The organism is Candidatus Dormiibacterota bacterium, from assembly GCA_035532035.1.
GTDB lineage: Bacteria > Vulcanimicrobiota > Vulcanimicrobiia > Vulcanimicrobiales > Vulcanimicrobiaceae > Tyrphobacter.
Genome location: DATKRS010000033.1, coordinates 51,969 through 66,286, shown reverse-complemented (window position 1 = coordinate 66,286; position 14,318 = coordinate 51,969). Strand labels below are relative to the sequence as shown.

The 14,318-nt window shown below is 65.8% G+C and carries 12 protein-coding genes; 11 read left to right on the top strand and 1 reads right to left on the bottom strand.

Going from position 1 to position 14,318, the window contains the following annotated elements; all coding sequences use genetic code 11:
• Positions 1 to 20: 20 nt before the first annotated feature.
• Genes carB through VMV82_10545 form a run of 10 tightly spaced genes read left to right on the top strand, consistent with a single transcriptional unit; the run spans position 21 to position 12,555 of the window.
• Positions 21 to 3,173 (top strand): carbamoyl-phosphate synthase large subunit, encoded by a 3,153-nt coding sequence (gene carB / locus VMV82_10590; GenBank protein ID HUY42004.1) that lies wholly within the window; start codon positions 21 to 23, stop codon positions 3,171 to 3,173.
• Entirely contained in the window at positions 3,170 to 3,844 is a 675-nt protein-coding gene (locus VMV82_10585) for a hypothetical protein (GenBank protein ID HUY42003.1), read from the top strand. The genes carB and VMV82_10585 overlap by 4 nt, the downstream gene beginning before the upstream one ends.
• Entirely contained in the window at positions 3,841 to 5,256 is a 1,416-nt protein-coding gene (locus VMV82_10580; protein ID HUY42002.1) for a penicillin-binding transpeptidase domain-containing protein, read from the top strand. Before VMV82_10585 ends, VMV82_10580 begins: the two co-directional genes overlap by 4 nt.
• The gene (gene pknB / locus VMV82_10575; GenBank protein ID HUY42001.1) at positions 5,253 to 7,313 is read left to right on the top strand and encodes a Stk1 family PASTA domain-containing Ser/Thr kinase; all 2,061 of its coding nucleotides are present in this window, start codon (positions 5,253 to 5,255) and stop codon (positions 7,311 to 7,313) included. Before VMV82_10580 ends, pknB begins: the two co-directional genes overlap by 4 nt.
• Positions 7,310 to 7,810, top strand: a complete 501-nt coding sequence (gene ruvC, locus VMV82_10570) for a crossover junction endodeoxyribonuclease RuvC (GenBank protein ID HUY42000.1) — start codon at positions 7,310 to 7,312, stop codon at positions 7,808 to 7,810. The genes pknB and ruvC overlap by 4 nt, the downstream gene beginning before the upstream one ends.
• Before the next feature lie 6 nt (positions 7,811 to 7,816).
• Positions 7,817 to 8,464 (top strand): Holliday junction branch migration protein RuvA, encoded by a 648-nt coding sequence (gene ruvA / locus VMV82_10565; protein HUY41999.1) that lies wholly within the window; start codon positions 7,817 to 7,819, stop codon positions 8,462 to 8,464.
• Positions 8,461 to 9,519, top strand: a complete 1,059-nt coding sequence (ruvB, locus tag VMV82_10560) for a Holliday junction branch migration DNA helicase RuvB (protein ID HUY41998.1) — start codon at positions 8,461 to 8,463, stop codon at positions 9,517 to 9,519. The genes ruvA and ruvB overlap by 4 nt, the downstream gene beginning before the upstream one ends.
• Positions 9,516 to 10,547 (top strand): SpoIID/LytB domain-containing protein, encoded by a 1,032-nt coding sequence (locus tag VMV82_10555; GenBank protein HUY41997.1) that lies wholly within the window; start codon positions 9,516 to 9,518, stop codon positions 10,545 to 10,547. The genes ruvB and VMV82_10555 overlap by 4 nt, the downstream gene beginning before the upstream one ends.
• Positions 10,496 to 11,578 carry a tRNA preQ1(34) S-adenosylmethionine ribosyltransferase-isomerase QueA gene (gene queA, locus VMV82_10550; GenBank protein ID HUY41996.1) on the top strand — a complete coding sequence of 361 codons (1,083 nt, stop codon included), beginning with the start codon at positions 10,496 to 10,498 and terminating at the stop codon, positions 11,576 to 11,578. Before VMV82_10555 ends, queA begins: the two co-directional genes overlap by 52 nt.
• Positions 11,575 to 12,555: an NAD(P)H-quinone oxidoreductase gene (locus tag VMV82_10545; protein ID HUY41995.1), complete on the top strand. Its 981-nt coding sequence runs from the start codon at positions 11,575 to 11,577 to the stop codon at positions 12,553 to 12,555. Before queA ends, VMV82_10545 begins: the two co-directional genes overlap by 4 nt.
• A gap of 6 nt (positions 12,556 to 12,561) precedes the next feature.
• Here the strand turns inward: VMV82_10545 and VMV82_10540 are convergent, their stop codons facing one another.
• On the bottom strand, positions 12,562 to 13,101 hold the full coding sequence (locus tag VMV82_10540; GenBank protein ID HUY41994.1) for a urate hydroxylase PuuD: 540 nt from the start codon (positions 13,099 to 13,101) through the stop codon (positions 12,562 to 12,564).
• Between the two features lie 290 nt (positions 13,102 to 13,391).
• On the opposite strand from VMV82_10540, the gene VMV82_10535 reads away from it, so the two are divergent.
• Complete coding sequence (locus tag VMV82_10535) at positions 13,392 to 14,303, top strand: hypothetical protein (protein ID HUY41993.1); 912 nt, start codon at positions 13,392 to 13,394, stop codon at positions 14,301 to 14,303.
• Positions 14,304 to 14,318 lie beyond the last annotated feature (15 nt).

Sequence of the window (14,318 nt, the reverse complement as noted above, 5' to 3'; positions counted from 1 at the left end):
CGCAAGAATATGACGATCCCGTGAAGGCGGGGACGCTCAGCGTCATGGTGATCGGGTCGGGGCCCATCGTCATCGGTCAAGCCGCCGAGTTCGACTACGCCGGCGTCCAGGCGTGCCGGGCGCTGCGCGAGCAAGGGCACCGCGTCGTCCTCGTCAACTCGAATCCGGCTACCATCATGACCGATCCGGAGATCGCGGATGCAGTGTACCTCGAGCCGCTGACGGTTGATTCGGTTGCCGCCATCGTCGCGCGCGAGCGTCCCGATGCGCTGTTGCCGACGCTCGGCGGACAGACCGGATTGAACCTCGCCGTCGAGTTGCACGAGGCCGGCGTGCTCGAGCGCTACGGCGTCGAGGTGCTAGGTACGCCGATCGACGCGATCCGTCTGGCGGAAGACCGCGAACGCTTCAAGACGAAGATGATCGAGATCGGCGAGCCCGTTCCCGAGAGCCGCATCGTGACGCAAATCGACGACGGCATGGCGTTCGCACGCGAGAACGGGTATCCTCTGGTCGTGCGGCCGGCATACACGCTCGCCGGCACCGGCGGCGGCATCGCGTACGACGACGTTGCGCTGCGCGAGATCCTGCGCGCCGGCTTGGACGCGAGCCTCATCGGACAAGTCTTGCTCGAGAGCTCTCTGCTCGGCTGGAAAGAGATCGAGTACGAGATCCTGCGAGACGCCGCAGACAACTGCATCGTCGTCTGCAACATGGAGAATCTCGATCCGGTCGGCGTGCACACCGGCGATTCGATCGTCGTGGCGCCGTCGCAAACGCTCTCCGACGTCGAGTACCAGATGCTGCGGTCCGCGAGCTTGAACGTCATCCGGGCGCTGGGCGTTCAGGGCGGCTGCAACATCCAGTTCGCGCTCCATCCAGATCGCAGCGAGTACGCGATCATCGAGGTGAACCCGCGACTCTCTCGCAGCTCGGCGTTGGCGTCGAAAGCGACGGGGTATCCGATTGCAAAGATCGCTACGCGCATCGCGCTCGGCCAGCTGCTCGACGAAATCGAAAATCCCATAACCGGGATCACGAAGGCCGCGTACGAGCCTGCACTCGATTACGTCGTCGTCAAGATTCCACGCTGGCCTTTCGACAAGTTTCCACTTGCCGACACGCAGCTTGGGACGCAGATGAAATCGACCGGGGAGGCGATGGGCATTGGGCGCACGTTTCGCGCTGCGCTCGTGAAGGCCGTACGTGGCCTAGACCTCGGCTACGAAGGACTTCACGGCACGCCTTTGGCTGAATGGAGCGACGGGGAGCTGGAACGCGTCGTCGAGCACCCCTCGCACGAACGGCTCCTGGCGATTTGCGAGTTGCTGCGCAGAGCGCACGATGCGGGCGGCGTCGAGCGCGCGATCGAGCGGATTCACGGGGCCAGCGCCATCGACCGCTTCTGGCTGTACGAAATCGCGGAGATCGTTGCAGAGGGCGAAGACGGGTGGAATCCGCGGGATGCGGCATTCCGCATGGTCGATACCACTGCCGGCGAGTTTCCCGCGAAGTCGCCCTACTATTACCTCTCACCCGGCGAAGCTGACGAGCTGCGTGGGCGCATGTCCGGTCGCCAGGAGGAAGCGGTCGTGGTCGTGGGAAGCGGGCCGATCCGTATCGGGCAGGGCATAGAGTTCGATTACAGCTGCGTGCACGCTGCGTGGGCGCTGCGCGCCGCCGGGCGCCGCGCGGTCGTCGTGAACAACAATCCCGAGACGGTCTCGACCGATTTCGACATCTCGGACGTGCTCGTCTTCGAGCCCCCGGGCGCAGACGAAGTCGAGGCTGCGTATCGTGCAACGCGCGCTCGCGGCGTCATGCTCGCCTTCGGTGGTCAAACCGCGATTAACTTAGCCGCAGAGCTCTCGCGGCGTGGCGTGCGCATCGTCGGTAGCGACCGCGCGAGCGTGGATATGGCGGAGGACCGCGAGCAATTCGATGCCGCGCTCGCCCGCCTGGACGTCGCGCGGCCCAAGGGGAGAGCGGCGCGGAGCTTCCGGGAGGCGCGCGCGATCGCGCGCGAGCTTGGATTCCCGGTGTTGGTGCGACCCTCGTTCGTGCTTGGCGGACGCGCGATGGAGATCGTCTATAACGAAGCGCAGCTCGCCTCGTACGCAGAGTCGGCGCCGGCGATCCGACCCGAAGCCCCGCTCTTGGTCGATCGTTATCTGGCCGGACTGGAGCTCGAAGTCGACGCGGTTTTTGACGGGAGAGACGTCTTGGTTCCCGGCATCTTCGAGCACATCGAACGCGCCGGCGTCCACTCGGGCGATTCGATCGCGGTCTACCCGCCGCAGCGCCTCGACGCGGCGCAGCAAGCGCGCGTCGTGGAGGTGACTGCGGCGATCGCCCGCGAGCTGCGTACCGAAGGGCTCATCAACATCCAGTTTGTCTTGCACGAGGACGAGCTCTTTATCATCGAAGCGAACCCACGGGCGAGCCGCACGGTACCGATCATCCAGAAGGCGACGGGCGTCAACATCGTCGCGGCGGCTACGCGCGTCGCGCTCGGCGAGCGGTTGCGGGACATGCCGTACGGAACCGGCCTCACGCCGGCGCCGCCGTACGTGGTGGTGAAGGTACCGGTCTTTTCGTTTTCAAAGATGCGCGGCGTCGAGACGATGCTCGGGCCGGAGATGAAGTCGACCGGCGAGGTCCTCGGCATCGACGCAACGTTCGCCGGTGCGTTACGCAAAGGGTTCGTTGCGGCCGGAATCCGGCTCCCGAGCGAAGGCGGACGAATTCTCGTTTCGATCTCCGACGAAGAGAAGCAAGCGGCCGTTTCGGTGCTGCGGCGTTACGCACAGCTCGGGCACCGTCTCGTTGCGACGCAGGGCACTGCCGACGTGCTCGAAGGCGCCGGTATTGCGTGCGAGCGGACCAACAAGATCGCCGACGGGTCGCCGCACGTCCTCGACGTTCTTGCGGCGCGCGAAGTCGATTTGGTCATCAACGACGCGAAGGGCCCACGAGAGATCTCGGACGACTACAAGATTCGCCGGGCTGCAGTCGAAGCGAGTATCGCGTGTTTGAGCAGTCTGGACACGGCGCGCGCCCTCGTGGAGGCGCTGAACGGCACGCCGGGGCCGCCGCAGAGTCTCCAAGAGTACCGCGCGGCGAGCCGGCGGTCTTCGTTCTCGGTGGGAACAGCAGCACGCTCGCCTTCGTGAACAGCTTTCGGCCCGAGGGCGGTGCGATCACCGCGCGGCTCGTGCCGGTTGCCTGGACTCCGGCGGGCGTCGTCGTCGGCGATGCCTGGCAGAACGTCGGCATCGCGCTGGCCGGGGTCATCGATTGGGCGGACCGCACGTTTGCGCCCGAGGACGAGCGCGCCTTCATCGCTCCCGTGCGCGACATCGAGCTGCTCGCACGCGTCGAATGGTCTGCGCCGCCTCCAGAGCGCCTCGACGAAGACGCCGTCTTGAACATCGAGGATCTCCCCGACGAGGTGGCCGAGGGCCTCGCGCATCCCTCGGCCGCAATCGTGCAATGCGCGGCGTGTCGCCGGCTCTGCGTTCGTGACGACTTCATCTGGAAAGAGCGGCACCTGTGCGCCTGGGACTATCACACGCAGGTCTTCGGTAAGCGGGGGCCATGGCGACAAGGCCCGTACGAGCCGCACCATTTCGAGACGCTTGCTCGATGCGCGTACGTCGCACCGCAGCTGCTTGCCGAGCTCGGCGTTGAGGTCGTCCTCGCGCTCGACGGCACGGACGAAGGGACGTCGCGGCAGCTCGTGACTCTTTTGATGGAGCACGACGGCGCGCGTGCGCACCTTGCGGTGCGCACGGAAGCAGAAGGGCTGCGCGTTCTTCGGGAGATCGGAGAGCCCGCGCAGTGATCAACGGCACCATCCGCCGGCTTGTCCTGCTCATGGGCGTGCTCTTCGTCGTCCTCGCTGCGCGCTTGTGGTACGTACAGATCGACCAAGGACCTGCGATCTCGTCGCACCCGTCGAATCCGCGGCACGGGGCGTTGCAAGCCGGGCGCGGCCGCGTCCTGGCGACGAATGGGACGGTTCTCGCGTACTCGCAAGGCGACCGGCGGAGCTACCCGTTCGGGGCGTCGCTCGCACAGTCGATCGGGTACGTGTCGGCTCGCTACGGGACGAGCGGCATCGAGCAAGCCTACGACGCGGCACTGAGCCCTCCCGACGTCTCCGGCGATCCGGTCGGCCAAATCGAAGAGATTCGCGCGGCGATGCAGGGCCGTTCCGTCACGCCGCAAGGCGACGACATCGTTACGACGATCGTGCCGTCGATCCAACAAGAGCTTTTCGCACGGCTCTCGCGCTACCCGCGCGCCGCGGGCGTGGTGCTCGATCCTCGTTCGGGCGCCGTACTCGCGATCGCTTCCGTTCCAAGCTTCGATCCCGCGGCGATCGACGCAGCCTTCTCGCACCTCTCCACCGATCCGTCGAGTCCGCTGCTCGACCGCGCGACGCAGGGGCTCTACCCGCCCGGATCGACGTTCAAGTTGTTTACTGCATCGGCTGCGCTCGATAGCGGGACGGTCACTCCGGATACGCGCTTCGAGGATCCCGGATACCTTGTGATCGGGAACGCAACCCTTCACGACAACGAGGGCGAGGCCACCGGGAACCAAGACGTGACGACGGCCTTTGCGCTCTCGAGCAACGTCGACTTCGCGCAGATCACGCTAAAGGTGGGCCTCGATACCTTCTACGAGTATTTGGATCGCTTCGGCATCGGGAGTTCGCTCGACTTTCAACTCTCCGCGTTGCCCAGCAGCGTGCCTCCAAAAAACGAGGTGAGCGCCGGGGAGCTCGCGCAGATGGGATTCGGTCAGGGTGCACTGCTCGTGACGCCCTTGCAAATAGCGCTCATCGCCGCAACCATCGCAAATAACGGAGACGAGCCGCGGCCGTTCATCGTGCGGCAGATTCGGCGCGGCGACAGCGTGGTCAGCGTCATTCCGAGCGGAACGCTTGCCTCGCCGATCTCGGCGGAAACAGCATCCGAAGTGACGAAGATGATGGTTGCCGTGGTCGAGCGTGGAACGGGCACCGTCGCGAGTCTTCCCAACGTCGTCGTTGCTGGCAAGACCGGAACGGCAACCAATCCGCACGGGGTCGCGCATTCATGGTTCGTGTGCTTCGCTCCGGCCGACGCTCCGCGCGCGGTCGTTGCGATTCTCGTGGAGAACGCCGGCTACGGTGCGACGGTGGCAGCGCCGATCGCTCGCGACGTGCTCGAGACGGCATTAGAGAACACCTCGGCGGCGGGAACGTGATCGAGCAACGTACCTTCAACAATCGGTACCGCCTCGACCATGCCTTAGGCGAAGGGGGAATGGCGCGCGTCTATCTTGGGATCGACACGCTGCTGCGCCGTCGCGTAGCGATCAAGGTCCTGCGGGAGCAGTACGCGGCCGACGCGGAGTTCGTCCGGAGATTCTATCAGGAGGCCGAGTCTGCCGCGAAGCTTTCGCACCCGAACATCGTCAACACGTACGACGTCGGGCGAGAGGGCGATCTCTATTACATCGTCATGGAGCTGGTCGACGGCGCGTCGCTGGCCGAGATATTGGCCGCCGACGGGAAGCTTCCCGAGCCGGTGGCGATCGACTATACCGTACAAATCTGCACCGGTCTCGCCTACGCCCATCGCCAGGGACTGCTCCACCGCGACATCAAGCCAGCGAACATCCTCGTAACGAAAGACGATGTCGTCAAGCTCTCCGACTTCGGCATCGCGCGCGCGATCTCGCAGCATACGATGGCGTTGACGACGCCCGGCCTCGTCATGGGCAGCATCTTCTATGTTTCGCCCGAACAGGCGCAGGGGCACGAGCTCGGCGCGGGATCCGATCTTTATAGCGTTGGCGTGGTGCTCTATCAAATGGTGACGGGATCGCTACCGTACACGGGTGATTCACCGGTGGCGGTCGCCTTGAAACACATCTCGGATCCCGTTCCGACGATCGATGCGGAGAAGCACGGTGTGAGCCCGGCCCTCGCCGCGATCGTCAACAGGCTGCTGCAAAAGGCCCCACAGCACCGCTTCGGATCCGCGAGCGAGGTCGCATCTGCCCTGCGCGAAGCGCGCGAACGGCCAAGCATCGCTGCGTACCGCATCGAGGACGACGCGCCGGGGCGCGGGTCGGGGCTCGATCTGCCGCCGCGGCGCTCGAAGATGCCCGACCGCTCGTTCGCCTATGAGGAGGAGCGCCGCCGGTCGACGGGTGCGAATGCTGCGATCCTCGTCGTCGCGCTCGCCGCGGCGACGGCGATAGGGTTTTGGATCTTCGGCCGGCCGCTCCCGGATTTTGGGGCGACGATCAGCGTTGGGAGCTACGTTGGAGAGACGGACGCGCAGGCCGTGCAGGACATCGCGAACGCCCATCTTTCGACGAAACTCTTCCATAGCAGCAGCAATACGGTTCCGCTCGCGCACGTCATCAGGCAGAATCCCGTCCCGGGGACGAAGGTCGCGAGAAACTCGACGATCGAGCTATTCATTAGCAACGGCTTACCGACGCTCGGGCTGCGCGACGTTCGCGGATTCTCGTCACGAGACGCCCAACGCATCCTGCAGGACGACAAGTTCCGCGTACGGATCGTGCAGCGCTACGATAACTCCACGAAGGACAGCGTCGTCGACGAGCGTCCGGCTCCCGGGGCGCGCGTGCGGGAAGGCAGCACGATTACGCTCATCGTTTCGCAGGGTCCTCAGCCGATGCTCATCCCGAACTTCGTGGGGATGCCCCTCGATCGCGCGGAGGCCGTCGCCGAGCACATGGGGGTGACCTTGGATGCCGGCCAGCAGGTTGCGATCCCGGGCGAACAGCCCAACACCGTTGTGTCACAGGATCCGGCACCCGGTCAGCAGATCGCCCGCGGCGCCGTCGTTCACGTTGCGGTGAACATGTTCTCGCTGAGCGCGCCCCAGCAGGGCGCAGGAGAGACCGTCGTGCCGCCCGTTGTCGGGAAAGACTACGCGGACGCGATCGCAGAGCTCCAGCAAGCCGGCTTCGCGGTATCCGTGCAGTTTTCGGTCCAACCGACGGGCAACGGCATGGTCATCGGCGAGCAGCCGGAGGGAGGCGCGCAGACGCCGTCCGGCTCGCGCGTCGCGATCACCCTCTCGGTTCCCGGCGAGGTGCCCGATACCGACGGATTGTCGATCCAGCAGGCGCGCGCCGCGCTCGAGGCAGCCGGCTATTCGGTCTCGTCGCTGCGCTACACGGCAGACGAAGGTGCTGGCGGACGCGTCATCGGCACGGACCCGATCGCCGGAACGACGCTCTCTCCTGGGTCGAGCGTGGTGCTCGTCGTCAACAGCTCATGAGGATATTGGGCATCGATCCGGCGTTGCGGGTTACGGGGTACGGCGTGATCGACGGCAACGGCACGCGCGTACGGCTGATCGAAGCGGGTGTCGTCTCGCCCAAAATCGGCGCGCTCGAGCTTCGGCTGCAGCAGCTGTACGCTGCAATGGTCGAGATCATCAGTCAGACGCGTCCGAACGTCGTGGTCATCGAGGAGCTCTACACGACGTACAAGAGTCCCGGAACGGCGATTCTCATGGGTCACGCGCGCGGCGTCCTCGCGCTTGCAAGCGCTCAAGCCGGCATTCCCGTGCACACGATCGGTCACGCACACGTGAAACGAGCGCTCGTGGGTTCGGGAAGTGCGCGAAAGGAACAAGTCGGCGCAATGGTGGCGCGTATGCTCGGTCTGCGCAGCGCTCCGAGCCCGCACGACGTCTCTGACGCCTTGGCGCTCGCATTGGCGTTTCACCACCGAGCCGGCCGAGTCGTCCCAGCGCGGGCGGCGAAGGCCTAGGCAAGCGTGTTCTCGCGCATCGAAGGCGTACTCGTCGAGCGGCGGCCGGAATCTGCCGTGGTCGACGTGTCGGGACTCGGGTACGAGATCCTCTTGCCGCCCTGCGTCGCGGAGAAGGTCCCGTCGACTCCCGGAGAGCCGGTCGCACTCGAGATCTACGCGGTGCTGAACATCGACGGCAATAGCGGGCGCTTCACGTATTATGGCTTTCACAACGTCGTCGAGCGTGCGTTCTTCGAGGCGCTCTTGAGCGTGGCGTCGATTGGGCCGCGCTCGGCGGCGCGCGCGTTCTCGCAGCCGATGTCGGCGATCGCGCGCGCGATCGATCGCGGCGATCACGCATTCTTGAAGTCTTTGCCGGGAATCGGCCAGCAGAAAGCCCGCGACATCGTCGCAAAACTGCAAGGAAAGGTCGCACGTTTTCTCCTCATTCAGGACGCGCCCGCGCCCGCACGGGAGATCGAACGCGGGCTGCCGGAGTTCGCGCAAGAAGCACTCGCGGTGCTGCTGCAACTCGAGTATCGCCGTCTCGAGGCCGAAACGATGATTCGCGAGACGCTCGCGGCGGTTCCCGGCGTGGGAGACGCCGAGGCACTGCTCGCGGAGATCTATCGCCGGCGCACGAGCCGCGCGCTCAAGAACGTGCCCGCATGAGCGACCCGCGCAAACGTCTCTTGGGGCCGCACGGCGACGATCGCGCAGTCGACGCGCACGAGACGCTCGAGGAGGAGCTGTATACGGCGAGCCTCCGACCGCGAACGTTCGCGGAGTACGTCGGCCAGGATCAGGTGGTCGAGAACCTGCACATCGCTATCCACGCCGCGCAGCGGCGAAACGAGCCGCTCGAGCACGTACTCTTCTACGGCCCCCCCGGTCTGGGCAAGACGACGCTCGCGGGACTCATCGCGCGCGAGATGGGCGCAAACTTTCGCCCGACCAGCGGCCCGACGCTCGAGAAACCGAAGGATCTCGTCGGTATCCTGACGTCGCTCGAGGAAGGCGACGTGCTCTTCATCGACGAGGTACACCGTCTGGGCAGCGTAGTCGAAGAGTTTCTCTATCCGGCGATGGAAGAGTTTCAGATCGACTTTCTCGTCGACCGTGGCGCGTACGCGAAGACGTTGAAGCTGCCGCTGAAGCGCTTCACGCTCGTCGGCGCGACCACGCGCGCGGGCATGCTCTCTGCGCCGTTGCGCGAGCGCTTCGGGATCGTGCAGCATCTGGATTACTACGCAGTCGACGCACTGGAGCGCATCGTCAAACGCTCGGCGGGGATGCTCGGCGTCCCGATCGACGACGCCGGCGCGCTTGCAATCGCATCGCGCAGCCGCGGCACGCCGCGTATCGCGAATCGGCTCTTGCGGCGCGTGCGCGACTACGCTGAGGTCAAGGCGCAAGGCGCGATCACGCGTACGGTCGCGACCGAGGCGCTCGAGCGTGAGGGCGTCGACGAAGCCGGCCTGGATCGCCTCGACCGCGCGTTCTTGCGCACGATCGTCGAACAGTATCAAGGCGGGCCTGTCGGGATCGCATCGATTGCCGCAACGCTAAGCGAGGACGCGGAGACGCTCGAGGACGTCGTCGAACCGTATCTCCTGAAGGAGCACTACGTTCGCCGGACGGCGAGCGGCCGAAAGGCCACGGCGCAGGCGTATCGCCATCTCGGCGTCGAGCCGCCACGCTCGGCACAGGCCGAGCTCTTCACGTGAAGCGCCGGAGCTTTGTCGCGGCGTCGGCTGCGGCCGTAGCGTGCGCCCCGCTGCTCGGCGCCGTAAGCGGCCAACCGCCATCGCTGCGGGTGCTGCTGGGCGAAGGTTCGCCTCGGCCGGTTCCGAGCGGGGGCTTCGAGTTCGGAGGCCGGCTGTATCGCGGCAGTTTTTCCCGCGCACCCGACGGTCGCGTCATCAATCTCGTTGCGCTCGAGGAGTATCTCTACAGTGTGGTTCCGCGTGAAATGCCCTCGTCGTGGCCCGTTGCCGCACTGCAGATCCAGGCGATTTGCGCGCGAACGTTCGTCTTGCGGCATGCACACCCGCAGCGTCCGTTCGACGTCGTGCCGTCGGACCTGGATCAAGTCTACGAGGGAACGGCTACGGAGTCGCCGGCGGGCCGGCAAGCGGTGGACGCAACGACCGGAACGATTCTTCGTTACGGCAACGTCTACGCCGACATTGCCTATTCATCGTGCTGCGGCGGGCACACGGAGTCGGCTTCCGATGCCTGGGGGGGCGCGCCCGTGCCGTATCTCGCGGGCGTCGTATGCCCGTACTGCATGGCCTCTCCCGACTACCGCTGGTCGCGGGACATCGCCTTCGCCGCGATCGCGCGCGCGACGGCGCGGCAGTTGAGCGGAATGGGGCAGTTGCGCGACGTGCGCCTCGGCACGCGCGATGCAAGCGGTCGCGCGCGCTACATCGAGTTGATTACCAACCGTGCGACTGCGGCCGTGCAGGGGAGCGATTTTCGGCTGACCGTGGGACCGCGGGTCATGCCAAGCCTGCTGATCCTCACGCTTTCCGTGCAGGCGGCTGAAGGAGCGCTCACCGGGCCGCTACTGCACCTCGAGGGGGCAGGCAACGGCCACGGCGTCGGGCTGTGCCAATGGGGCGCGCGCGGAATGGCGCTCAGGAACGCGACGGCCGCGACCATCGCCGGCTTCTACTTTCCAGGCACCACGCCCGACACATGGACGAACGTCTCGCCGCCTGCTACGCGTACGACCTCCCTCCGGCACTGATCGCGCAAGAGCCGGCGGCGCGGCGCGAGGACGCCCGTCTGCTGGTCGTACGCGACGATGCGTTAGAGGACCGTACGGTAGCAGAGCTTCCCAGGCTCTTGCGTCCTGGCGATTTGGTCGTCCTCAACGAGACACGCGTGCTCGCGGCGCGTCTGTACGCGCGGCGCCGGAGCGGCGGGCGCGTCGAGATTCTGCTCCTGCATCCCGCCGGCGGCAGCATGCGATACGATCCGAATGCGGCGTCATGGATCGCGTTGCTCCGGCCGGCGAAGCGCGTTGGCGAAGGCGAGCGGCTCGAGCTCGTGTCTCGTGGAGGCGACGGCGCTGGGGCGGCAGTGGTCGTTGCCGCTCTGGAGCATGGTGCGCGCGAGCTGCGCTTCGAGCTCGACATGCCCTTCGAGGAGATGCTCGGGCGCGTGGGCCGGTTGGCGCTGCCTCCGTACATTCATAATGAATCCGACGACGCGCAAGAGCGGTACCAAACCGTTTTCGCGCGCGTTCCGGGAAGCGTGGCGGCGCCGACGGCGTCGTTACACGTCACCGACCGGCTCCTCGCCGCGCTCGCGGCACACGGCGTCGAGATCGTAAAGCTTGCGCTGGACGTCGGTTTAGGGACGTTTCGTCCGATGCAGACGCAGCGCATCGACGAGCACGTCATGCACGCCGAGCGATACGCGATTTCGCCGCAGAGCGTGCAAGCGATCGAACGCGCGCGTTCGACCGGCCGGCGGGTCGTTGCGATCGGAACGACCGTCGTGCGCGCACTGGAAGGGAACGTCGGCGAGCACGGCGCTCTGTGCGCCGGCGAGTTCGAGACGGCGCTCTTTATCACGCCCGGCTTTCGCTTTCGCGTCGTGGACGCGATGATGACCAACTTTCATCTGCCGCGCTCGACGTTGCTCGTGATGGTGAGCGCGTTTGCCGGTAGAGAGCGCATTCTGCGCGCCTATCGCGCTGCAATCGAGCGCGGCTACCGGTTCTTTTCGTTTGGAGATGCGATGCTACTCGAGCGCGAAAGGAGCGCACGATGAGATACGTTGCCTACGATGCAAATGGTGGCCCGGACGTGCTCCATGTCGCGCAGACGGATGCGCCGCAGCCGCGCGAGGGCGAGGTGCAGATCGCGGTCGAAGCGGCGGGGGTCTCGCGCGCGGATGTCCTGCAGCGCAAGGGGCTCTATCCGCCGCCCGCCGGTGCGTCGCACATTCTCGGCCTCGACGTTGCCGGGAACATCGCTGCGCTGGGCGCGGGCGTGACCTCATGGAGCGTCGGGGCTCGTGTCTGCGCGTTGGTAAGCGGGGGCGGTTACGCGGAGTACGTCTGCACGCCCGCAGGTCAGGTCTTGCCGGTTCCCGATCGCTGGAACGCGATCGAGGCCGCGACCCTTCCGGAGAACGGTTTCACCGTTTTCGACAACATGGTCTCGCGCGCGCGCCTCCAGGCGGGCGAGACCGTACTGGTTCACGGCGGCACGAGCGGAATCGGATCGACGGCGATCATGTTTGCGCGGGCGCTCGGCGCGGGCGCGATCGCCACCGCGGGAGGCGCGCAGAAGTGCGAGGCCTGCACGCGGATCGGCGCCGTCGCCGCAATCGACTACCGAACGCAGGACTTCGTGACGGAGGCTCTTGCGCTGACGGATGGGGTCGGCGTGAACGTCGTCGTCGACATCGTTTGCGGCCCGTACGTTCCACGTGATATCGCGGCGCTCGCACTCGACGGGCGCATCGCGTGCATCGCAACGCAAGGCGGAGCCACGGCCGAGCTCGACGTGGCGGCGCTCATGCGCAAGCGCGGCACGATCTTCGGTACGTCGTTGCGTCCGCGAACGCTGCAGGAGAAGAAGGCAATCGCCGACGGGCTGCACGAGCGCATCTGGCCGCTGCTTCCCGCGCGCGACGTGATTCGGCCGCTCGTGGACCGCGTCTACACGTTCGAGGAAGCGGCGGAGGCCCACCAACGGATGGAGGCCTCCGCGCACGTCGGGAAGATCGTACTCGTTCCCTAGGAGCCTCTAGTGGTAGATCGTAGCCGACGGATCTTGGAAGAGCGCGTGCGGGCCAGTTGCCATGAAGAAGAGCATCGGGATCGAAAGCACCGTGTTCACGCGAGAGGCGAGAAAAGCGGTACGGCGCGCCTTGGCCTTCTCGGCGTCGGTCGCGGGAACGATGCCCAGGATCTTTTTTTGGTTCGGCCAGATGACGGCCCATACGTTCAGGAACATGATGGTCCCCAGCCACGCGCCGATGCCGATTGCCGTGAAGGCACCATGCTGCCCCCATTGCCAGAAGGCGAACGCACCGGTGAAGCCGTTAACGCCTTGCGCGTTGACGGTACTGAGCAGGCCGCAGCCGGCGATCCATGTGACGAGCGCGGACCAGCGGAACCACCAGAGAGCACGCGGCATGACGTACTTTCCGATCGGTGCGGCTTCACCCGCCGCCGTCGCCTCTTTCACGGCGTCGACGTTGACGAAGTTGAAGTAGTAGAGCAGACCGATCCACATGACTCCTGCGAGGAGATGGATCCAGCGCAGAATCGGCTCGAGCCACATCACGAGACTCCTACGGGCATGATCGCCCGGGCCACGAAGTAGAGTATGATGGTGAGGACGACGCCGGTAACGACGGTTCCCCAGAGCGAGTCCAATGGGTTCTTCACGAGTGCACCTCCATTGCTCGCAGAGTCCTCCGTTGAGTCGCGCGACCCCTTCGTCGAGCGCCGCGCGCGAGCACACGACGATGAAAAGCTGTTCGCCCAAGGCGTGGGACTTGAGCGGTCGCACCGGAATTTCCGATGCCACCGTAGAGACATATTTCGATACGCTCCCTAGCACTCGCTCTGGTGGCGCTGGGGTTCGCGCCGAGCGTCCGCGCGGCGACGGATCCCTACGCTCTTTACGAGCGTGCGGAAGCATTCTGGCTGAACCAGCAGTACCCGCGCTACCTTGCCTACGACGTTGCCGTGCGCGTCGAACGGGGAGGCAGCATGCGCACGCAGCGGTACCAGAGCTCGTTCGACGCGACGACGGGAAGCGTATGGGTCGATCCCGTCAGCGATTACGAGCTGGCCCATCCGCACGTCCCGCACGGGATAAACTTCTCACTCAGCTTGTGGTTCATCGGCGTCCCCATCGGGAAGCCCGAAGCGCCGGTCGATTTCTTGGGCGTTCCGATCCTCGCGCCGACGTATTCGTTCGGAATGGCGCCGTTCGTGCCGGCGGCGCCTCCGTCGTCGCAGCGCGACGCGATGGCGATCGTCGCGGAGGTGCGGCGCGCGTTTCACGATCCGTATCCACCGGGCCGCACGCCGCCGCGCCGCACGGGCAGAGAGCCGCTGCGAGAGATCGCGCACGCCGTCGCCACGCGCCGCGTCTACACGATCACGCTCGTCGGGCAGGAGAGCGTCGACGGACATGCGTGCTATCATCTCTCGCTTCAGCCGCTGCGCGATCCGGGGCGTTATCGGCTGCGCGATCTTTGGATCGACGAGCGAACCGGTGCGACGTGGCGGCTGCGGGAGGCGTTGAACTTCGTCGATGGCCCCGGCACGACGGTCCCATGGACGGTCGACTTCGGCCGCGTCGCTGGCGTGCAGTATATAACGACCGAGCGCGCTGACGCGATGGTGCGGTATAGAGGCGAGACGTACTCGCAGGTGACCGTCGCCTTCGAAAACCTTCGCGCGGTTTCCGTGCCCGTGCAGCATCCGCTCTACATTTCGCCGGAGATGCACACGATGCAGGAGCCCCCATAGCGCTGTATTTATACC

Excerpts from the sequence above, each read along its gene's own strand:
- VMV82_10545 (HUY41995.1), top strand. The coding sequence starts at position 11,575 with ATGAGATACGTTGCCTACGATGCAAATGGTGGCCCGGACGTGCTCCAT.
- queA (HUY41996.1), top strand. The coding sequence starts at position 10,496 with ATGGACGAACGTCTCGCCGCCTGCTACGCGTACGACCTCCCTCCGGCA.
- ruvB (HUY41998.1), top strand. The coding sequence starts at position 8,461 with ATGAGCGACCCGCGCAAACGTCTCTTGGGGCCGCACGGCGACGATCGC.
- ruvC (HUY42000.1), top strand. The coding sequence starts at position 7,310 with ATGAGGATATTGGGCATCGATCCGGCGTTGCGGGTTACGGGGTACGGC.
- VMV82_10540 (HUY41994.1), bottom strand. The coding sequence starts at position 13,101 with ATGTGGCTCGAGCCGATTCTGCGCTGGATCCATCTCCTCGCAGGAGTC.